This is a genomic window from Streptomyces smaragdinus (assembly GCF_009604385.1).
Taxonomy (GTDB): Bacteria; Actinomycetota; Actinomycetes; order Streptomycetales; family Streptomycetaceae; genus Streptomyces; species Streptomyces smaragdinus.
Genome location: NZ_WEGJ01000051.1, coordinates 1 through 19,596 on the forward strand (window position 1 = coordinate 1; position 19,596 = coordinate 19,596).

19 protein-coding genes are annotated in these 19,596 nt (G+C 71.9%); 12 read left to right on the forward strand and 7 right to left on the reverse strand.

Going from position 1 to position 19,596, the window contains the following annotated elements:
- The first annotated feature begins 426 nt into the window (after positions 1–426).
- The 3 genes from SRB5_RS32490 to SRB5_RS32500 are packed head-to-tail and all read left to right on the forward strand — an operon-like array spanning position 427 to position 4,215.
- Positions 427–1,809, forward strand: a complete 1,383-nt coding sequence (locus tag SRB5_RS32490; protein WP_153457075.1) for a family 2B encapsulin nanocompartment shell protein — start codon at positions 427–429, stop codon at positions 1,807–1,809.
- On the forward strand, positions 1,809–3,980 hold the full coding sequence (locus tag SRB5_RS32495; RefSeq protein WP_153457076.1) for a terpene synthase family protein: 2,172 nt from the start codon (positions 1,809–1,811) through the stop codon (positions 3,978–3,980). The genes SRB5_RS32490 and SRB5_RS32495 overlap by 1 nt, the downstream gene beginning before the upstream one ends.
- A gap of 40 nt (positions 3,981–4,020) precedes the next feature.
- The gene (locus tag SRB5_RS32500) at positions 4,021–4,215 is read left to right on the forward strand and encodes a hypothetical protein (RefSeq protein ID WP_153457077.1); all 195 of its coding nucleotides are present in this window, start codon (positions 4,021–4,023) and stop codon (positions 4,213–4,215) included.
- 4 nt (positions 4,216–4,219) lie between these two features.
- On the opposite strand, the gene SRB5_RS32505 is transcribed toward SRB5_RS32500, so the two are convergent.
- Positions 4,220–5,887, reverse strand: a complete 1,668-nt coding sequence (locus tag SRB5_RS32505; RefSeq protein ID WP_153457078.1) for a bifunctional 3'-5' exonuclease/DNA polymerase — start codon at positions 5,885–5,887, stop codon at positions 4,220–4,222.
- Positions 5,888–5,962: 75 nt separating this feature from the next.
- Between SRB5_RS32505 and SRB5_RS32510 the strand changes: the two genes are divergently transcribed.
- A complete protein-coding gene (locus SRB5_RS32510; RefSeq protein WP_153457079.1) occupies positions 5,963–6,805 on the forward strand; it encodes a nitrilase-related carbon-nitrogen hydrolase in 843 nt (280 codons plus the stop codon).
- 208 nt (positions 6,806–7,013) lie between these two features.
- Positions 7,014–7,253, forward strand: coding sequence for a DUF397 domain-containing protein (locus SRB5_RS32515; protein WP_323378859.1), 240 nt, complete (start codon positions 7,014–7,016; stop codon positions 7,251–7,253).
- A gap of 9 nt (positions 7,254–7,262) precedes the next feature.
- On the opposite strand, the gene SRB5_RS32520 is transcribed toward SRB5_RS32515, so the two are convergent.
- Together SRB5_RS32520 and SRB5_RS32525 are read right to left on the reverse strand one after the other, a co-directional pair.
- Positions 7,263–8,705 carry a serine/threonine-protein kinase gene (locus tag SRB5_RS32520; protein WP_153457081.1) on the reverse strand — a complete coding sequence of 481 codons (1,443 nt, stop codon included), beginning with the start codon at positions 8,703–8,705 and terminating at the stop codon, positions 7,263–7,265.
- Between the two features lie 53 nt (positions 8,706–8,758).
- Entirely contained in the window at positions 8,759–9,259 is a 501-nt protein-coding gene (locus SRB5_RS32525) for an ATP-binding protein (protein ID WP_407704020.1), read from the reverse strand.
- 284 nt (positions 9,260–9,543) lie between these two features.
- On the opposite strand from SRB5_RS32525, the gene SRB5_RS32530 reads away from it, so the two are divergent.
- From SRB5_RS32530 to SRB5_RS32545, 4 genes are all read left to right on the forward strand, one after another.
- A complete protein-coding gene (locus SRB5_RS32530; RefSeq protein WP_153457083.1) occupies positions 9,544–10,410 on the forward strand; it encodes a Scr1 family TA system antitoxin-like transcriptional regulator in 867 nt (288 codons plus the stop codon).
- A 137-nt stretch (positions 10,411–10,547) separates the two neighbouring features.
- Positions 10,548–12,005 carry an aldehyde dehydrogenase family protein gene (locus tag SRB5_RS32535; RefSeq protein WP_153457084.1) on the forward strand — a complete coding sequence of 486 codons (1,458 nt, stop codon included), beginning with the start codon at positions 10,548–10,550 and terminating at the stop codon, positions 12,003–12,005.
- 106 nt (positions 12,006–12,111) lie between these two features.
- Positions 12,112–12,546 carry a CBS domain-containing protein gene (locus SRB5_RS32540; RefSeq protein WP_153457085.1) on the forward strand — a complete coding sequence of 145 codons (435 nt, stop codon included), beginning with the start codon at positions 12,112–12,114 and terminating at the stop codon, positions 12,544–12,546.
- Positions 12,547–12,667: 121 nt separating this feature from the next.
- Positions 12,668–13,267: a PadR family transcriptional regulator gene (locus SRB5_RS32545; RefSeq protein ID WP_323378860.1), complete on the forward strand. Its 600-nt coding sequence runs from the start codon at positions 12,668–12,670 to the stop codon at positions 13,265–13,267.
- Positions 13,268–13,461: 194 nt separating this feature from the next.
- Here the strand turns inward: SRB5_RS32545 and SRB5_RS32550 are convergent, their stop codons facing one another.
- On the reverse strand, positions 13,462–13,833 hold the full coding sequence (locus SRB5_RS32550; RefSeq protein ID WP_153457087.1) for a YbjQ family protein: 372 nt from the start codon (positions 13,831–13,833) through the stop codon (positions 13,462–13,464).
- Positions 13,834–13,988: 155 nt separating this feature from the next.
- On the opposite strand from SRB5_RS32550, the gene SRB5_RS32555 reads away from it, so the two are divergent.
- From SRB5_RS32555 to SRB5_RS32565, 3 genes are all read left to right on the forward strand, one after another.
- Entirely contained in the window at positions 13,989–14,399 is a 411-nt protein-coding gene (locus tag SRB5_RS32555; RefSeq protein ID WP_153457088.1) for a helix-turn-helix domain-containing protein, read from the forward strand.
- Positions 14,396–14,980, forward strand: coding sequence for a hypothetical protein (locus SRB5_RS32560; RefSeq protein ID WP_153457089.1), 585 nt, complete (start codon positions 14,396–14,398; stop codon positions 14,978–14,980). Before SRB5_RS32555 ends, SRB5_RS32560 begins: the two co-directional genes overlap by 4 nt.
- A 108-nt stretch (positions 14,981–15,088) precedes the next feature.
- Positions 15,089–15,421, forward strand: a complete 333-nt coding sequence (locus SRB5_RS32565) for a DUF2516 family protein (protein ID WP_323378861.1) — start codon at positions 15,089–15,091, stop codon at positions 15,419–15,421.
- A 3-nt stretch (positions 15,422–15,424) separates the two neighbouring features.
- On the opposite strand, the gene SRB5_RS32570 is transcribed toward SRB5_RS32565, so the two are convergent.
- From SRB5_RS32570 to dacB, 3 genes are all read right to left on the reverse strand, one after another.
- The gene (locus SRB5_RS32570) at positions 15,425–16,732 is read right to left on the reverse strand and encodes a PP2C family protein-serine/threonine phosphatase (RefSeq protein WP_153457091.1); all 1,308 of its coding nucleotides are present in this window, start codon (positions 16,730–16,732) and stop codon (positions 15,425–15,427) included.
- A 182-nt stretch (positions 16,733–16,914) separates the two neighbouring features.
- Positions 16,915–17,955: a C40 family peptidase gene (locus SRB5_RS32575; RefSeq protein WP_153457092.1), complete on the reverse strand. Its 1,041-nt coding sequence runs from the start codon at positions 17,953–17,955 to the stop codon at positions 16,915–16,917.
- A gap of 110 nt (positions 17,956–18,065) precedes the next feature.
- Positions 18,066–19,514 (reverse strand): D-alanyl-D-alanine carboxypeptidase/D-alanyl-D-alanine endopeptidase, encoded by a 1,449-nt coding sequence (dacB, locus tag SRB5_RS32580; RefSeq protein ID WP_323378862.1) that lies wholly within the window; start codon positions 19,512–19,514, stop codon positions 18,066–18,068.
- Positions 19,515–19,596: the final 82 nt, after the last annotated feature.

Consider the following 19,596-nt stretch of genomic DNA (forward strand, 5'->3'; position numbering starts at 1 on the left):
GTTCGACACGCCTGCGCGCGTACGGGAAACGCGCCTGGATGGACCACGACGCGGCAGTACGCGCGTAGGTGTGTCGGGCGGCCCCGACCCACTTCACGCCCACGCGCACCCCGGCAGACCAGACACCGCCCCCGAGGCCAAGACACCCACCGCCAGCCCGGCCGGCGTTTGAGGCCTCCGGCCGAAGGCCGGAGGCGCGAAAGCCGACGCAACCGCCAGCCGAAGACCGCCGCACACGGCCACCGGCCGGAGGCACACCGCCGCGCGACGGAGGCCGACGCAACCGCCGGCCAAAGACCGACCCCCCACCGCCGCACCGACGGAGACAGACCCCGGAACCACATATACCTAACCACTCAAATCCCCATACAACCATGCTCTTTCGGGCGATTGCCGCCGCCCCGCGGCGGTCAACACGATGGAGCAATGACGACAGTCGAAGAGCACGCGCAGCAAAGTCTCGCCACAGCCGCCGCCAAGAACCTGGCGACGACCACCAAGACCCCGCCCCAGATGCAGGCCATCTCCTCCCGATGGCTGCTCCGCGTCCTGCCCTGGGTGGACGTGCGAGGTGGCACATACCGGGTGAACCGAAGGCTCACGCACACCCTCGGGGACGGCCGCGTCGAGTTCGTCGCGACCGGGAGCGACGTCCGGGTCATCCCGCAGGAGCTGCGCGAGCTCGCCCCGCTGCGGGCGTTCGAGGACGACGCGGCCCTCGCCGCCCTCGCCGGGGGCTTCCAGCAGCGTGAGGTGGCGGCGGGCGAGGTCGTCGTGGCCGGTGGCGAGCCCGCCGACAAGGTGGTCCTCATCGCGCACGGGCGGCTCGACAAGCTGGGCGAGGGAAAGTACGGCGACGAGACCGTCCTCGGCGTCCTCGCCGACGGTGACCACGCCGGCGCCGAGCTGCTGCTCGGCGCCGAGGGCAGCTGGCCGTTCACGCTGCAGGCCGTCACCCGGGCCACCGTGCTGACCCTCGACCGCGCCGCCCTGCAGGGGGTGCTCGACGCGCACGGGGAGCTCGCCGGGCACCTCGCGGAGTTCCGCGCGCTGCCCCAGCAGCGGCAGAACCGCTCCGGCGAGGCGGAGATCGAGCTGGCGTCCGGGCTGAGCGGGGAGTACCGGCTGCCGGTCGCGTTCGCCGACTACGAGCTGGCGCCGCGCGAGTACGACCTGAGCGTCGCCCAGACCGTGCTGCGGGTGCACACCCGAGTCGCCGACCTCTACAACGAGCCGATGAACCAGACCGAGCAGCAGCTCCGGCTCACCGTCGAGGCCCTGAAGGAGCGCCAGGAGCACGACCTCATCAACAACCCGGAATTCGGCCTCCTCCACAACGCCGACCTCAAGCAGCGCGTCCACACCCGCTCCGGCCCGCCCACCCCCGACGACCTCGACGAGCTGCTGAGCCGCCGCCGCGAGACGAACGTCCTGCTCGCCCACCCGCAGACCATCTCGGCCATCGGCCGCGAGCTGAACGCCCGCGGTCTGGTCCCCGCCCCCGTGCCGTTCGAGGGCGGCGAGGTGCTGGGCTGGCGCGGGGTGCCGATCCTGCCGTGCAACAAGATCCCGGTGACGCAGGAGCGTACGAGCTCCGTCATCGCGATGCGGCTGGGCGCGGAGAACCAGGGCGTCGTGGGCCTGCACCAGAAGGGCCTGCCCGACGAGATCGAGCCGGGGCTGAACGTCCGCTTCATGGGCATCGACGACCAGGCCATCATGTCGTACCTGGTCAGCGTGTACTTCTCGACGGCCGTCCTGGTCCCCGACGCCCTCGGCGTCCTCGAGGACGTGGAGATCGGCCACTGATGCCATCCCGTACGGGGCGCGAGCCGTCCTTCCGGCTGCCGGACTTCTATCTGCCGTATCCGGCCCGCCTCAGCCCGTACACAGTCCGGGCCCGGGAGCACTCCCGGGCCTGGGCCCGCGGGCACGGCATGCTCGAGGGCTCCGGTGTGTGGACCACGGCCGATCTGGACGCCCACGACTACGCGCTGCTGTGCGGCTACACCCACCCCGACGCCCCCGCGGACCGGCTGGACACGGTCACCGACTGGTACGTGTGGGTGTTCTTCTTCGACGACAACTTCCTGGAGCTCTTCAAACGCACCGGCGACCGCGCCGCCGGGCGCGCCCATCTGGAGCGGCTGGAGCGGTTCATGCCGCTGGACCTCGACACCGAGGTCCCCGAGCCGGTCAATCCGGTGGAGGCCGGGCTGCGGGATCTGTGGGCCCGTACCTGTCCGGTGATGTCGCGGGCCTGGCGGGAGCGGTTCGCGGGGGTGATCCGGGCGCTGCTCGACGAGTCCGACTGGGAGCTCGCCAACATCAACGAGGGGCGGATCGCCAACCCCGTCGAGTACATCGAGATGCGCCGCAAGGTCGGCGGCGCCCCCTGGTCGGCGTGTCTGGTGGAGTACGCGGCGGGCGCCGAGGTGCCGCCGCGGGTGACCGGTTCGCGTCCGCTGCGGGTGCTGTGCGACACGTTCGCCGACGCCGTGCATCTGCGCAACGACCTGTTCTCGTACCAGCGCGAAGTCGAGGACGAGGGGGAGCTCAGCAACGGGGTGCTGGTGCTGGAGACGTTCCTGGGCGTCTCCACGCAGGAGGCCGCCGACCGGGTCAACGAACTGCTGACCTCCCGGCTGCAGCAGTTCGACCACACCGTCCTCACCGAGCTGCCCTCGCTGGGGCTGGACGGGGCGGAGGCGGCGGCTGTCCTCACGTACGCGAAGGGGCTGCAGGACTGGCAGTCCGGGGGCCACGAGTGGCATCTGCGCTCCGGCCGCTACATGAACGAGGGCGCCCTGGACGCCGGTCCGCGGCTGCCCGGCGCCCCGACGGGCTTCGGGGTGTCCGCCGCGCACGTCCGGCAGGCGCTGCGCAAGCACCGGCACGCGCCGTATCAGCCCACGGGGCCGTCGCTGCTGCCGGAGTTCCGGCTTCCCTATGCGCTGCGGCTCAACCCTCATCTGCCGCAGGCGCGGCGGAATCTGCGGGCGTGGGCCCGGCGCACGGGTGTGCTGGGGGGCGTGTGGGACGAGGCGCGATTCGACGCCGCCGACGTGGCGCTGTGCGCGGCGGGGCTGCGGCCGGAGGCGGCGCCCGGGGAGCTGGACGAGGTCGCCGCGTGGCTGTGCTGGGGGACGTACGCCGACGACCACTACGCGCGGGTCTTTGGTACGGCGCGCGATGTGGCGGGGGCGCGGGCGTGCAACGAGCGGCTGTGGCTGCAGATGCCCCTGGACGGCTCCCCGCCGCCGGCGCCCGGGGACGCGCTGGCGGCGGGGCTGGCGGACGTGTGGGCGCGGACGGCCGGGGGGCTGGACACGGCGGGGCGGGCGAGGCTGCGGCGGTCGGTGCGGGTGATGCTCGACGCGTGGATCTGGGAGCTGGAGAACGCCGCCGAGCACCGGATCCCCGATCCCGTGGACTACGTCGAGATGCGCCGGGAGACGTACGGCGCCGAGCTGATCGCGGGCCTCGGGCCGGCGGGGCGCGGGGTGCCGGACCGGGTGCGGTGCAGTACGCCGTTCCAGGCCGTGCGGAACGCGGCCGCGGACTACACGTGCCTGGTCAACGACGTGTTCTCGTACCAGAAGGAGATCGAGTTCGAGGGGGAGACACACAACGCGCTGCTGGTCACGCAGAACTTCTTCGACTGCGACTACCCCGCCGCGCTACGGATCGTGGACGACCTGATGAACGGGCGCCTGGCCCAGTTCGTGCACCTCACCGAGGAGGAGCTGCCGGCGCTCTGCGACGCGCTGGCCCTGGACGCCGACGCGCAGGCGGCGGTGGACGCCTTCGTCGGGGAGCTGCGGGACTCCATGGCCGGCTCCCTCAACTGGCACCGCCACGCCGCCCGTTACCGCGAGGCGGAGCTGCGCCGGGTCGCGGGAGGCGGGCCGCGGGCGATTCTGTACCCGAATGGCGGATACGTACCGACCCGATCGGGGGCGTTCGCTGGGCCACACTGACCGGAGCCGTAGACGGTCCGCGTGGGAGGGCGACGACCCGATGTCCGTATCGATCTCCGTGGTGCTGCTGCTCCTCATCCTCGCGGTGGTCTTCCTGCGCAGCGGCCATCTGAAGACGACGCACGCCGTGGTGTGCGTCCTGCTGGGCTTCTATCTCGCCAGCACGACGATGGCGCCCACCATCCAGACGGGTCTGAACGCGACCGCCAACATGGTGTCCAGCATCCAGCCGTGACCCCTCACTTGGCGTCCGCATAACACTCCACGGCCGCCGTCGTGAACGGGAAGCGCACCGGCGTCTGACCGAACGCGATCCGCGCCGCGTCCGCCGCCGCCGCGGCGATCGTCTCGCGGACCGCGTCCACCTCGGCGGCCGGGCAGTGCACGATCACCTCGTCGTGCTGGAAGAACACCAGCTCACCGGCCCGCCCCGCCGCGTGCAGCCGCTGCCGGATGCCCGCCAGGAGCAGCAGCGCCCAGTCCGCGGCGCTGCCCTGCACCACGTAGTTCCGCGTGAAACGCCCGCGCGCCCGGGCCGCGCTCGTCGTCCCGTACGCCGGCGCCGCGTCGTCCTGCGGCAGGCCCGCCTCGCCGGTGTCGGCGCCGGCGGACGGCGGGCAGGTGCGCCCCAGATGCGTACGGACCAGGCGGCCCTCCTCCCCGGCGCGGGCGGCGTCGTCGACGTAGGCGACGGCCCGGGGGAAGCGGCGGCGCAGGTCGGCGAGGTACTTCAGCGCGTCGCCGGAGGTCTGGCCGTAGATCGCGCCGAGCAGCGCCAGCTTGGCCTCCGCCCGGCCGCCGGGGAACGCCCGGTCGGCGAGCGCCGCGTACAGGTCCCGGTCGCTGCCCGAGGCCTCCATCAGCCCCCGGTCGCCGGAGACCGCCGCGAGGATACGGGGCTCCATCTGGTCGGCGTCGGCGACGACGAGCCGCCAGCCGGGGTCGGCGACGACCGCACGCCGGATGACCTTGGGGATCTGCAGGGCGCCGCCGCCGTTGGTGGTCCAGCGGCCGGAGACGGTCCCGCCGGGGGTGTACTCGGGGCGGAAGCGGCCGTCGCCGTCCACCCAGGTGCGCAGCCACTGCCAGCCGTGGGCGGTGTGCAGCCGGTAGAGCCGCTTGTACTCCAGCAGCGGCTCGACGGCGGGGTGCTCGATCTGCCGGAGCTCCCATTTACGGGTCGACGTGAGCCGGATGCCCGCCTGCGTGAACGCCTTGAGGACGTTGGCGGGCAGGTCGGGGCGGACGCGGCGGCCGAACGCGGCGGAGATCTCCTCCGCCAGCGCCGCCAGCCGCGGGGGCTCGAGGCCGCCCGGATAGCGCCCGCCGAGGAGCTCGGTGAGGAGGGCGTCGTGGACGTCGGCGCGCCAGGGAACGCCCGCCCGGCGCATCTCCGCGGCGACGAGGGCGCCGGCGGACTCGGCGGTGATCAGGAGCTCCATCCGGCGGGGGTCCGCCGTACGGGCCCGGCGGCGCTCCTGGTCCTCGTACACCTCGAGGAGGGCGTCGAGGGGGTCCGCGTCCTCGGGGAGGGCGGGGCCGGGGGCGGCGGTGTCGAAGAGGGAGGGCTGCGGCTCGGCCTCGGTGTGCGGGCGCTCGGGGAGGTCCTCGGGGACGGGGAGGGCGTGCAGGCGGGCGTGGGCGGCGGGGAGGCTGCGGGGGAGGCCGTGGTCGCCCGCGTGGGCCAGCAGAAGCGTTTCCGCGGTCTCGACGTCGTAGCACCGGCCGACGCGCACGCCGCCCGCCAGCAGCCGCGGATACACGCCCGCGGTGCGTCGCCAGATCCACCGCGTCGCCTCCGGGTGGGCCCGCACCGCCGCGACGGCGTCCGGATACCGCCGCGCGTCGCCCCCGAGCGGGCGGACGGCGGCGGATCCGTCCGCGTACTCGGCCAGCGCCCACCTCATACCCCGAGTCTGTCACCGCCCTCCGACAACCGGCGGAGCATAATCACGTAAAACCTACCGAACAGGACGTGACCCATGCGCGTCGCGCTGGCCCAGACCGACCCCCTGCTCGGCGACGTCGACCACAACCTGGCCGTGGCCCGCGACCTCACCGACCAGGCCGCCGACCAGCACGCCGACCTGATCGTCTTCCCCGAGCTCAGCCTCAACGGCTACCACCTCGGCGGCATCGGCCGGGACACGTCCCTCCCCCTGGACGACCCCCGCCTGAAGGACCTCAGCAGGCACGGCCCCGGCGTCCTCGCCGGCCTGCACGAACACACCGGCCTGCGCGCCTACAACACCTCCGTCTACTACGCCGACGGCGCGATCGTCCACGCCCACCGCAAGCTCTACCTCCCCAACTACCTGGCCTGGGAGGAACGCAAGCACGTCAGCCCCGGCCAGACCATGCGCGCCTACGACCTGCCCACCGTCGCCGGCGGCCGCGCCGCGACCCTCGTCTGCAACGACGCCTGGCAGCCCGTCCTCCCCTGGCTCGGCGTCCAGGACGGCGCCGAGGTGTTCTTCGTGCCGACGAACAGCGCCGCGAGCCTCGACCCCGAGGCCATGGACACGGAGGTCTACTGGGACACCCTCCTCGCGTACACCGCGAAGATGCTCCAGTGCTGGGTGGTGTTCGTGAACCGCGTCGGCAACGAGAACGGCGCCTCCTTCTGGGGCGGCTCCCGGGTGATCGACCCGCGCGGCGCCGTCGTCGCGCAGGCCCCGAAATGGGAGCCGGCGCTCGTGACCGTGGACATCGACGTCCACGAGGCCCGGCGGAACCGGCGGGCCGTCCCGCTCGTCGCAGAGGCACGGCTCGGTCTGGTCGCCCGCGAGGTCCACCGTCTGATCGACGAGGGAGGGGACAGCTGACAAAGCGGTCATCTCATTGCCTGTGCAACGGGGCCGGGGGGAGGGCAAATCATGACACAAGCGCCGCGCGCACCCCTCTGGCCTCAGTAAACGCGCTGCGGAAGTGGGCGTTCACCATACGTGCACGTGCATTTGCCGATGCAGATGCACGTCAACGCAGCTATGATCCACAGCAGTTGACATCGGCAACTGATTATTGGAGAGCCCCGTGGCCCAGGCGTACAACGGCATGCCAGCCGGAGATCTTCACGGTGCCGTATGGCAGAAGAGCCGCCACAGCAATTCGCAGGGAACGTGCGTGGAATTCGCGAAGTTGCCGGGCGGCGAGATAGCCGTACGCAACTCGCGCTTCCCGGACTCCCCCGCCCTCATCTACACCCCGGCCGAGATCGAGGCCATGCTCCTCGGGGTGAAGGACGGCGAGTTCGACCACCTCGTCCACGGCTGATCCCGCAGGTCAGGGCTTTACGCAGCGCCCTGAACCGCCGCTCTGCGGATAGCAGATCAGCGGGTAGTCGGCCCGTGCGTCGCTGAGATAGCGCCCGTAGCACGTGGTCGCCGTGGTGCGTCCGCGGTCCGCGCAGAAGCGGACCGCGTCCTTGCCGTCGGCGAACGGACCCGGCGCGTAGACGACCCAGTAGCCGGCGCGCAGTGATCCGTACGAGTCGCTCAGCAGCGCCTGCGCCTCCGGCACCGTCTGCCGGATGGAGCGCAGCCGTGCGTCCCGCGCACCGGTGCCGCCGGACACGGGGACCGAGGCGAGTACGGCGATCCAACTACCGGCGGTGGGGCCGTTCGACTGGGATGTGGCCGGGGCCGTGGTGCTCGGCGTCGGCTGGGTCGGCGTCGGGGTGGGCGACTCCGGCGCGGTCACGGACGGAGACTGCGAGGCCCCACTATCCCCCTCGTCCGACCGCTCCCCCGCCAGCATCACCAGCGCGGTCACCAGCCCCCCGACCAGCGCCAGCGACGCCACCAGCGCGACGGCGACCAGCGCTGGCCGCGATCCCCGCCGGGCGGGGGCGGGCCCGGGCCGGGTGGGCCGGGGGCTGTCCAGCGACGTCGGCGTATAGCCCGCCGCGGGCGCCGGCGCGGTGCGCGGTGCCTGGGCGGCCTGCCGGAGCAGCCCGTCGAGCTGGGCCGAAGTGGGCCGCGCGGCGGGGTCCTTGACCAGCAGCGCCCGCAGTACGGGCCCCAGCGCCCCCGCCCGGCGCGGCGGCGGTACGGGGTCCTCGACCACGGCGGCGAGGGTGGCCAGGGTGCCGGGGCGGCGCAGCGGGCTGACGCCCTCCACCGCCACGTACAGCGTCATGCCCAGGGACCACAGGTCGGCGGCCGGCTCGTCGGCGGCGCCGCGGACGCGTTCGGGCGCGATGTACTCGGGGGAACCGACGACCTCGCCCGGGTTCGTCAGCTGCGTGGAGCCCTGCAGCACGGCGATCCCGAAGTCCGTGAGCACCGCCCGCCCGTCGGGCCGCAGCAGTACGTTCGCGGGCTTGACGTCCCGGTGATGGATCCCGGCGGCGTGCGCGGCGCGCAGCCCGGAGAGCACGTCCAGCCCGATACGGGCGGCCTCGTGCGGCGCGATGGGGCCGGTGGCGAGCCGGTCCTGGAGGCTCTGGCCCGGTACGAGCTCCATCACCAGCCACGGATGCGGGTCGGCCTCGACGATGTGGTGGATGGTGACGACGTTCGGGTGGCTGAGCCGGGCCAGCGCCCGCGCCTCGCGCAGCACGCGCTCGCGCGGCAGCGTGACGGCGTCGGGATGGACCTCCTTCAGCGCCACGTCCCGCTCCAGCGCGGTGTCGCGCGCCCGCCACACCGTGCCCATTCCGCCGCTGCCCAGCCGCTCGAGCAGCTCGAAGCGCCCGTCGACGATCCTCCCCCGGCCCCCGGTCATACGCACAGGCTACTGACCGTCCCCGCCACGCGGGCGGAGACGGCCGACTGCCCTCATCCGGCGGCAGGCAGATGGAACAGCGCCCACACCACCTTGCCGCGCAGCGTGCCCGTCAGCGGATGCCAGCCCCAGCTGTCGGAGAAGGAGTTGACGAGGAACAGCCCCCGCCCCGACTCCTCCGAGAAGTCGGCCTCACCGGCCACCGGGCTGTCGCTGCTGGGGTCGCGCACCGCGCACACCAGCCGCGACGACCAGCGCATGATGTGCAGCCGCACGGGCGGCTCCGCCGGAGACGAGCCGTTCACGGCGGTGGCGCCGGGCAGCGCGTGCCGCAGGGCGTTGGTGACGAGTTCGGAGACCACGAGTGCGACGTCGTCGCAGAGTCTGTCCAATTCCCAGTGACGCAGGGTCGACATGGTGAACTTCCGGGCCCCTCCGACCGCTGCGTACTCGGCGGGCAGGGCGCACGACGCGGCTCCCGCGATCGCCCCCGGATCGATCGGGGGCAGCCCCTGCCATAAGGGTTCGAGCATGGTTTGTGCTTCGGGTCCCATGCTGAGCACTCCCCGGCAGTCGCAGGCTGACGTCGGCAATCGGCGTTGCGAGTGACCATCGTTCCGAATGCGTACGGCAGATGCAAGGGCAGATGCACGTGCACGCGATCGAATTGGGATAGGGTGTACCGGTTCATGTCCAATGTGATTGCAAACTTTCCTATATCTGTAACCACCTGAGCACACAATGAAGCAGGTTCATGGCAGACTGTGCGCCGTTGATGCCTGGGGGACGCCGGGGGGCGATGGGCTGAGCTGAGCGACGGGCGGAGGCGAGCAGGTAGATGACCGCAGTGGACAAGTCGAGTGGGTCGGTGGTCCGCCGGATTCTGCTCGGAGCACAGCTGAGAAGACTGCGCGAGGACCGCGGGATCACCCGCGACGCCGCCGGCTACGCCATCCGGGCATCGGAGTCCAAGATCAGCCGGATGGAGCTGGGTCGGGTGAGCTTCAAGGCCCGGGACGTGGAGGACCTGTTGACGCTCTACGGGGTCGTGGACGAGCGCGAGCGCGAGGCGCTGCTGGGGCTGGTCCGCGAGGCGAACGTGGCGGGCTGGTGGCACAGCTACAACGACGTGCTGCCCGGCTGGTTCCCGACCTACGTGGGCCTGGAGGCGGCGTCCGCCTCCATCCAGGTGTACGAGGTGCAGTTCGTGCACGGACTGCTGCAGTCGCAGAGCTACGCCCAGGCCGTCGTCACCGCCGGCCAGCCGACCGCGTCCACCGCGGACATCGAGCGCCGGGTGGGTGTCCGCCTGGAGCGGCAGAAGCTGCTGTACGCCGAGGACGCCCCGCGGCTGCACGCGGTGCTGGACGAGGCGGCGATCAGCCGTCCGTACGGCGGCGCCGGCGTGATGCGCGAGCAGCTCGAGCACCTGCTGGACCTCACCGAGATGCCGAACGTGACGCTGCAGGTCGTGCCGTTCGACTACGGCGGCCACGCCCCGGACAGCGGGGCGTTCACCCTGCTGGGCTTCCCGGACGGCGACCTGTCGGACGTGGTCTACGTCGAGCATCTGACGTCCGCGATCTATCTGGACAAGTCGGAGGACGTGACCCGCTACCACGCGGCCATGGACCGGCTGCACCGCGCCGCGCTGGACCCGGAGGAGACCCGCGAACTGCTGCGTGCCCGCGCCCGGGGGCTGTGACCGATAGCCGTTTTGGCCCGCTGTGTCAATCAAACGGCAGGCAGATTCGGCCAGTTGTGGCTCTTGATCGCTCAAGAGGCGTAAGTAGTCAGTACGATGACATGCCATCGGGGCGCCCTACGGCAGACGGGGATGGCATGGCCTTTTTCGACGGTCTCGCACGCCAGTACATCGACGGCGAGTGGAGGTCCGGCGCCGGGTCCTGGGACCTGATCGACGTCAACCCGTACGACGGGGAGAAGCTCGCCTCGATCACCGTCGCCACCGCCGACGAGGTCGACCTGGCCTACCGGTCGGCCGAGCGGGCGCAGCGGGACTGGGCCGGGGTCAGCCCGTACGACCGCCGGCTCGTCTTCGAGCGGGCGCTGCGGATCGTCGAGGGGTACGAGGAGGAGATCACCCGGACGATCATCGCCGAGCTGGGCGGGACGTATCTGAAGTCCGCGTTCGAGTTGTTCCTCACCAAGGACATGCTCCGCGAGTCGATGTCGTACGCCCTGCGCACCGAGGGCAAGGTGCTGGCGTCGCCGGTGCCGGGCAAGGAGAACCGGGTCTACCGCAATCCCGTCGGCGTGGTCGGCGTGATCAGCCCGTACAACTTCCCGCTCTTCCTGGCCATGAAGTCCGTCGCTCCCGCGATCGCCCTCGGCAACGCGGTGGTGCTGAAGCCGCACCAGAGCTCGCCGGTCGTCGGCGGCACGCTCATCGCGAAGATCTTCGAGGAGGCGGGGCTGCCGCCCGGCGTGCTCAATGTCGTGGTGACGGACATCGCCGAGATCGGTGACGCGTTCATCGAGCACCCGGTGCCGCGGGTGCTGTCCTTCACCGGGTCCGACACGGTGGGGCGGCATGTGGCCACGGTCGCCGCGAAGCACTTCAAGCGGACGGTGCTGGAGATGGGCGGGAACAGCGCGCTCATCGTGTTGGACGACGCCGACGTGGACTACGCCGTCGACGCCGCGGTGTTCAGCCGCTTCGCGCACCAGGGGCAGGTGTGCATGGCCGCCAACCGGGTGCTGGTCGACCGGTCGCTGGAGGCGGAGTTCACCGAGAAGTTCGTCGCCCGGGTCAGGGCGCTGAAGGTCGGCGACCCGGCGGACCCGAGCACCGATCTGGGGCCGCTGATCAACGACCGGCAGGCGGAGTCCGTCACCGAGCAGGTCGCCGCGGCCGTCGACGCCGGCGCCACGGCGCTGGTCCGCGGCCGTACGGTCGGCACGCTCGTCGAGCCGACGGTGCTCACGGGCATCGCGCCCGGTGCCTCGATACTGCGCCGGGAGCTGTTCGGGCCGGTCGTGGTGATCGTGCCGTTCGACGGGGACGACGAGGCGGTGGAGATCGCCAACGACACGCCCTTCGGGCTGAGCGGCGCCGTCCACACCGCCGACACCGAGCGCGGGGTGCGGATCGCGCACCGGATCGACACCGGCATGATCCATGTGAACGACGGGACCATAGCGGACGAGGCGATCGTGCCCTTCGGCGGCGAGAAGAACTCGGGTGTGGGACGGCTGAACGGGGAGTCCACGGTGGACGCGTTCACCACGGTCAAGTGGATCTCCATCCAGCACGGCCGGAGCCGTTTCCTGCTGTGACGGACGGTGACGGATTCACCCGTTCGGCGGCGGGCGGCTCGCCCGCGGGTCCGTCCCGCGCCAACCATGGCGGAGACGACGGTCCCGAACCAGGAGGAGACCCCCTATGACCGCCCCCACCGCCGAGAAGACCGCCCGTGACCTGATGCATTCCGGTGTGCAGTGCGTCAAGTCGACCGAGACCGTGGCCACCGCGGCCGTGAAGATGCGTGACCTCGACGTCGGCTGCATGCCGATCTGCGGGCCCGACGACAAGCTGATCGGCATGCTGACGGACCGCGACATCGTCACGGAGTGTGTGGCCCAGGGCAAGGACATGACGATGATGCAGGCCGGTGATCTGGCGCACGGCCGGCCGGCCTGGGTCAAGTCGACGGCGACCAAGGACCAGGTGCTGGCGCTGATGAGCGAGCACCAGGTGCGCCGGCTGCCGGTGATCGAGGACGGCAAGCTGGTCGGCATGATCAGCGAGTGCGATCTCGTGCGCGGGCTGGAGAAGGACGACGTGGCCAAGTTCTGCAACGCGGTGTACGGGGTCTGACTCCGTTCTCCGTCCGGGCCGGGCTCCCCTGCGGGAGTCCGGCCCTTTTTGTGTGGGCGGGTCGTCAAGTTTGAATAGCCTGGGGGGCACACTTTCGGCGACAAGGGAAGCGAGGCGGTTGGTGTCCGCGACGCGGCTGCTGGTCCTGGGTGCCGTGCGGCAGCACGGCCGGGCGCACGGTTATCAGGTCCGCAACGACCTGGAGTACTGGGGCGCGCACGAGTGGGCGGGCCTCAAGCCCGGGTCGATCTATCACGCGCTGAAGCAGATGGCCAAGCAGGGGCTGCTGCACGCGTACGACGTCGCCCCCAGCACGGCCGGGGGGCCGCCGCGGGTGGAGTACGAGCTGACGGCCGAGGGGGACGCGGAGTACTTCGCGCTGCTGCGGGAGTCGTTGCGGCGGCACGACCAGAAGATCGACTATCTGTCGGCGGGGGTGGGGTTCGTCGTCGACCTGCCGCGCGCGGAGGCTGTCGCGCTGCTCAAGGAGCGGGTGGCGGCGATGGACGCGTGGCGGGGCTCGGTGCTCGAGCACTACGCGCCGCAGGGGGACGAGGACTTCGGGCACATCGGGGAGATCATGCGGCTGTGGGTGCACAGCGCGGAGGCAGGCGCCGCCTGGACCCGGGGGCTGATCGAGCGACTCGAGGGCGGGGCCTACGTGATGGCCGGCGAGGGCGACCCGTGGGCGGCGGGCGGCTTCACGGCGGAGGACGCCTGACCGCATAGCCCGTCCGGCGTTCGAGGACATCCGGGCGAAGCTTTTCGGGCGGCTGCATCATCTGGGCGGTGCGGGGGCGCGGCGGCGGGCCGGGGAGCTGCTGGAGCGGTTCGGGCTGGCCGCGAGCTGTTCGGCAACCCCGGTTGGGGGGAGACGTCCTGGGTCGCCGAACACGCCGTCGCGGCGGCTAGGCGCTACGCGGGGAGGGCTTCGACGACGACGGCCGTCCCGTACGCGCAGACCTCCGTGCCGACGTCGGCGCCGGAGGTCACGTCGAAGCGGAAGGCGAGCACCGCGTTGGCGCCGCGGGCGCGGGCCTGCTCCATCAGCCGCTCCATCGCCTGCGTACGGGTCTCCGCGAGCGTCTTCGTCAGCCCGCGCAGCTCGCCGCCGACCAGGGACTTCAGTCCGGCGCCGATCTGGCTGCCCACATGCCGCGAGCGCACCGTCAGCCCGAACACCTCCCCGACCACCCGGGTCACCCGGTAGCCGGGGAGGTCGTTCGTCGTCACCACCAGGACGTCGGACTGCTCGTGCTGCCCGCCGCCGTAATCATCGAGACTCATACCTCCGAGCGTCCTCCCGGGCGGGGCGCCCCGCATCCCCTCCGCGGATGATCTCCAGCCCTTAGGGGTAACGCGATACATCGCGATAATGTGAGGCGCGTCACAGTAGCAAGCGGCTGCTTGCAATAGTTAGCACCCGGGAGCACCCTGGAGGCATGGCAACGCTCAAGGTCGGCAATCTGGGGGAGTTCCTCCGCGAACAGCGCAGGCACGCCCAGTTGAGCCTGCGCCAGCTCGCGGACGCGGCGGGCGTGTCCAATCCGTATCTGAGCCAGATCGAGCGCGGCCTGCGCAAGCCGAGCGCGGAGATCCTGCAGCAGCTGGCGAAGGCGCTGCGTATCTCCGCCGAGACGCTGTACGTGCAGGCCGGGATCCTCGACGAACGGCGGGAGACGGAGGGGGTCGCCGTGCACACGGCGATCCTGACCGACCCGGCGATCAACGAGCGGCAGAAGCAGGTGCTGCTCCAGATCTACGACTCGTTCCGCAAGGAGAACGCGCGGGACGAGGGCGACGGGGGCGTTGCGGCAGGGGAAGAACGGTTCCAGGGAGGGAAAGACTCATGACCATCACCGACGACGTACGCAAGACGCTCTCCGACCCCACCCCGCTCTACGCGGTGGCCGGGCTTGCCGACCTGGCGCAGGAGAAGCTGCGGGAGGTGCCCGCGCTGGTCGAGAAGCTGCGGGAGCAGGCGCCCGAGCGGATCCAGGCCGTGCGCGAGACCGACCCCAAGGTCGCCCGCGAGCGGGTCGCCGAGCGGGCCAAGGAGGCCCAGGCGAAGGTCCACGAGGCGCTGGCGAACATCGACACCGACGTGAAGAAGCTCCGGGAGAACGCCCAGGACCTGGCGCTGCAGGGCGTCGGCCGGGCCGCGGAGTACGCGGTCAAGGCCCGTGAGGCGTACGACGAGCTGGCCGAGCGCGGCCGGGGCGCCGTCCAGGCGTGGCAGGGCAGGGCGGCGGACGACGTGGAGTACACGGCCGAGGTCGTACGCCCCGCGCCGGAGCCCGTGATCGACGCGGAGCCGAAGCCGAAGCCGGAGGCCAAGGCGGCTCCCGCCGCCAAGAAGACGACGGCTCGTAGGACGACGGCGGCGAAGAAGACCGCCGCGGCCAAGAAGACCGAACCGAAGAACGAGAGCTGAGCCGAGCGCCCTTCCGGCGGCGGGACCGGGCACAGGCGGGGTGTCCGGGCCGTCGGAGCGGGTACGGTTGCCGGAAATGTTTGTCACGGCGGACGGGTGGTGTCGAGCGTGTTGCTGCAAGGGTTCGGAATGGTGCTGCTCGTCATCGGATGGGCCATCACCCTGTTCTCCGTGGTCGCCTTCGTGGACGCCGCACTCAAGCGCGAGGACGCCTACCGGGCGGCGGACAAGCAGAACAAGGGCTTCTGGCTGATCATCCTGGGTATCGCGGTGGCCGTGAACTTCTTCGCGGGCATGTTCTTCCTGATGATCATCGGGCTGATCGCGAACATCGTCTATTTCGTCGATGTCCGCCCCGCGCTCAAGCAGGTCACCGGCCCGCGCCGGCGGGGCGGCAGCAGCTCGGACGGTCCGTACGGGCCGTACAACGGCGGCCGCTGACGGTCACTGCCCCCGGTCGAGGAGCAGCACCGCGACGTCGTCCGTGAGCTCGCCGCCGTTGAGCCGGCGGACCTCGGTGACCGTCTCGTCCAGCAGCTCCTCGCCGCGCAGTCCCCGGCCGCGCAGCGTGCCCGTCAGGTCCAGCAGGCCCTCCTGGCCCAGCCTGGACCCGTCCGCGGCGCCCGTACGGCCCTCGATCAGGCCGTCCGTGTACATCATCAGGCTCCACTTCCCGCCCAGCTCCACCTGCTGGCGCGGCCAGCGGGCCTTGTCCAGCAGGCCGAGCGCGGGACCGCCCAGCTCGTCCGGGAGCAGCCGCGGGCCCTGCCCGGGGTGGGCGAGCAGTGGCGCGGGGTGGCCGGCCAGGCAGACGCCCGCGCGGCGGCCGTCGGCGGCGATGTCGACCGTACAGAGCGTCGCGAAGATCTCCTCGTCCGCGCGCTCGTTCTCCAGCACCCGCTGCAGCGTCGACAGCAGCTCGTCGCCGCACAGCCCGGCGAAGGTCAGCGCCCGCCAGGCGATCCGCAGCTCCACGCCGAGCGCCGCCTCGTCCGGGCCGTGGCCGCAGACGTCGCCGATCATGGCGTGCACCGCGCCGTCCGGGGTGCGGACGACGTCGTAGAAGTCGCCGCCGAGCAGCGCGCGGCTGCGGCCGGGGCGGTAGCGGGCCGCGAACGACAGGCCGGAGCCGTCCAGCAGCGGGGTGGGGAGGAGGCCGCGCTCCAGGCGGGCGTTCTCCCGGGCGTGCATCCGCGCGGCGGTCAGCCGGTGCTGGGCGACGTCCGCGCGCTTGCGCTCCACGGCGTAGCGGATGGCGCGGCCCAGCAGGCGGCCGTCGAGCTCGTCGCGGAAGAGGAAGTCCTGCGCGCCGACCCGTACGGCCTCGGCGGCCCGCTCGCCCTCGCCGCCGTCGGTGAGGACCAGCACGGCGTGGCTGGGGGCGACCCGCAGCACCTCGCGCAGGGTGTCGAAGCCGTCGCCGGGGGCGTCCGCGTCGGTGCGGGCGAGGTTGAGCAGGATGCAGTGCACGTCCTGGGTGAGCAGCCGGCCGACCTCGGTGAGGTTACGGGCGGTGCGCACCCGGATGCGTTCGGCGCGGTGGGCGCCGGCGGCCTCGTGGTCCAGGAGTGAGGGCACGCTGAAGCCGCCGCCGGGGTCGTCCTCGACGAGCAGCACGTTGATCTGCGTGACGGGAGCCGGAGGCTGGGTGCGCTGACCGGGCAGCAGCGGCGTGTGCCGGCTGTCGCCGCGGTGCTCGCCGCTGGTGGGACCTCCACCGTCGGTCGTGGAGGGCCGCCCGGATGCGGGCATCGGTGTCTTCCTTCCCTCCCCCCGAGGGCCGGCGGGTCGTTGAACTGCGAACCGCCACTCGGGGGACCCTAGCGCCTCCGTGCGGCCGTCCGGAACGGCTGACGCCAAAACACGCCCGCAACGAGGGGATTTTGCTGCATCAACGCAGGTCAGGGCATGACAAACATCACGCGCCGGGACGGTCAGGCGTCGGGCCTCATGATGGCCAGTATCGGGAGGGATCCGGCGCCCGCCACGGTGATCTGACGCCCGGTGCGCGGCGCGTGGATCATCAGGCCGTCGCCGATGTAGAGGGCGACATGGCTGGCGTCCTCCTTGTAGATGATCAGGTCCCCGGGGCGCATGGACATGATGTCGACCTGCGTCAGATGCCGGTACTGCTCCTGCGACGTACGCGGGATCCGGTATCCGGCGGCCTGCCAGGCGCGCATCGTCAGGCCCGAGCAGTCGAACGTGGTCGGGCCCTCGGCGCCCCACTCGTAGTCCTTGCCCAGCTGGGCCGTCGCGTACTGGATCGCCCGCCTGCCGGGCGCCGAGGCGCCGGCGGTGAGCCGGTCGAGGATGCCGGACCTCAGCCATTCGGCCTGGCTGGCGCGGGCGGTGGCGTCCTCCAGCAGGGCCAGCCGGCGGCGTTCGTCCTTCGCCAGCCGGGACTCCAGCACCCTGGCCCCGGCTATCTGCTCCTCGATCTCCTTCTTCGCCTTGGCCTGCTCCCGGCGGTCGCTGTCCAGCCGGTCGTACAGGTCGGTGGCGTCGGCGGCGTAGCCGTCCAGGGCGTTCTTGGTCGCCGACAGCTCGCGGATCAGGCCCGCCTGGGCATTGATTGCCTTGTCGCTGAGGTGCAGTCCGTCGAAGAAGTCCTTGGGGTGGTCGCTGAGCACGAGCTGCGCCTCGGTGGGGAAGCCGCCGCTGCGGTACTGCGCCCGGGCCAGCGCCCCGGCCTGGTCCTTCAGCTTCTGCAGCTTCTCCCGCGCCCGTTCGGTCGCCACGGTGATCCGGTCGACGGCCCGCTGCTGCTCCTGGACCTGCGCGTCGACGGCGTTGTACGTGTCGGTGGCCGTCTCGGCGCGGTGGTACAGCTCCTGGATCTGCGCGTGCACCTCGTCCGCCGTGGGCGGGGGCTGCGCGCGTACGGCGGGGGCCGCCCAGCTTGCGGAGAGGGCGAGCAGGGCGGCGAGGAGGGTCCTCGTACGCCGTCGTATCCCGGCCTTGCCCCCCGCCATGGATCCCCTCCGTGCTCCCCGTATCACGTGTTCCTGACCGTGATGCTGCCATGAGGGGCCGAATTACAACAGAGCGGCTCGGGGAACGTGCACTTGGTGAGTAAACACGGTCAGCGGCAGCCGCATTTCGCCACCGCGGACGCCATCTTGTCCAGCGTGCGCTGCGCCGCGTCGCGGTCCGTGGTCCCGTTGGCCATGAACGCGAAGGCCAGCAGCCGTCCGTCGGCGTCCACCACCGTGCCGGCCAGGGTGTTCACCCCGGTCAGGGTGCCCGTCTTGGCGCGTACGAAGCCCGCTCCCGAGCCGTCGGCGTACCGCTCGTCGAGCGTGCCGCTGAAGCCGGCGATCGGCAAACCGGTGAGCAGCGGGCGCAGTTCGGGGTGGTCGGGGTCGCCCGCGGCGACCAGCAGCCGGGCGTAGAACTCGGCGGAGGCGTGGTCGCGGCGGTTGAGCCCGCTGCCGTCGGCGAAGCTCGCGCCCTTCACCGGCAGGTCCAGGGAGGCGAGTTCGGCGGCGACCGCCTTCGAGGCACCGGAGAAGCTGGCGGCGCGGCCGGCGGCGATCGCGACCTGGCGGGCGAGGTGTTCGGCGATGTCGTTGTCGGAGTTGGTGAGCATCCGCTCGGCGACGATCCCCAGCGGCGCCGAGTACACGACGGCGGTCTGCCCGGCCTTCTTCGGTGCCTGGCCGGAGCGTGCCGGGCCGCTGACCTTCACCCCGTGCTTGCCGAGCTTCTCCGCGAAGAGGCGTGCCGCCGCGCCCGCCGGGTCGCCGGAGCGGGGCGCGGGGCCGTGCGTGCTGTCGTCCAGACGGCCCTCGTCGACCATCAGCGCCGTGACGGGGGCGAGGTTGTCGTTGACGCCGATGGGGTGGCGTACGGGGCCGGAGTACGCGGAGGTGTCGTACCGGAGGGTGACCTCTTTGTCCTTGTTCTTGAGCGCGCGGGCGGTGTCCTTCGCGAGCTGGTCCAGTTCGGCGGCGGTCAGTGTCGGGTCGCCGCCGCCCACCAGGTACACCGTGGAGCCCTTGACCCGGGTCACCGTCGCGATGCGGTGGTCGGGGCCCAGGGCGGAGAGGGCGGCGGCCCCCGTCGCCAGCTTCGTCACCGACGCGGGGATCGCGGAGGTGCCGGGGCGGGAGCCGTACAGGCCCTCGCCGGAGGCCACGTCCCAGACGGAGGCCGCGCGCAGCGACCCCAGGGACCGGTCCCTGAGCAGGGGGCCCAGCACGTCCGCCAGCCCCGCCTCCGTCGGCCGGGGCGCCCCGGCGCGGGCGCCCGTCTGGCCCGGCGCGGCGTCCGCGGGGCCGAGCGCCGCCAGCACCTCGGGGGCGTGGTGCCTGGCCTGCGGATCGTCGCGGCCGGGGGCCTTCTCCGCGTGATCCGCGTCACCCGTACGGACCTGGGCGGCGGCCCGCTCCCGCTCGGCCGTACGCTGACCGTTGTCCCAGGGGCCCGCCAACGAGGCGGCCACGGCCGCGATGACGAGGCCGGACAGGGCCGACAGCGCGGTCAGCCGCCCGGTGCGCGGGGGAAAACTCGCCCTTGGTCTTCCGAGCACGCCGGACCAGCCCCTTTCGCCACCACACGCCCCCGTGGGGGACACTGCTTTTCGTACCCGAAGTATGTGCTGATCTTGGAGG